Source organism: Pseudoalteromonas rubra, assembly GCF_005887095.1.
GTDB lineage: Bacteria > Pseudomonadota > Gammaproteobacteria > Enterobacterales > Alteromonadaceae > Pseudoalteromonas > Pseudoalteromonas rubra_E.
The window spans coordinates 1-247 of sequence record NZ_PNCI01000212.1 but is presented as its reverse complement, the minus strand read 5'-3'; the positions used below and the strand labels follow the sequence as shown (position 1 = coordinate 247).

Annotated in this window: 1 pseudogene; it reads left to right on the top strand. The window is 53.0% G+C overall.

What is annotated here, in order from left to right:
* Window positions 1-247: pseudogene (locus CWB99_RS23905) on the top strand (hypothetical protein); the annotation flags it as partial.

Genomic DNA, 247 nt, shown 5'->3' with positions numbered 1-247 from the left:
TCCGGATCTCGCATGGCGATGCAAACTCGTGAGCAGCATATCCGCCGTGAAAAAGCCAACTCAAACATTTGTACTGCACAGGTGTTACTGGCGAACATGGCAGCGTTCTACGCGGTTTACCACGGTCCAGAAGGCCTTAAAACCATCGCCGAGCGTATCCACCGCTTTGCTGACATTCTAGCTGCTGGCCTGAAAGAGAAAGGCGTCACGCTTAAGCACGACACTTGGTTCGACACCATCACGGTTG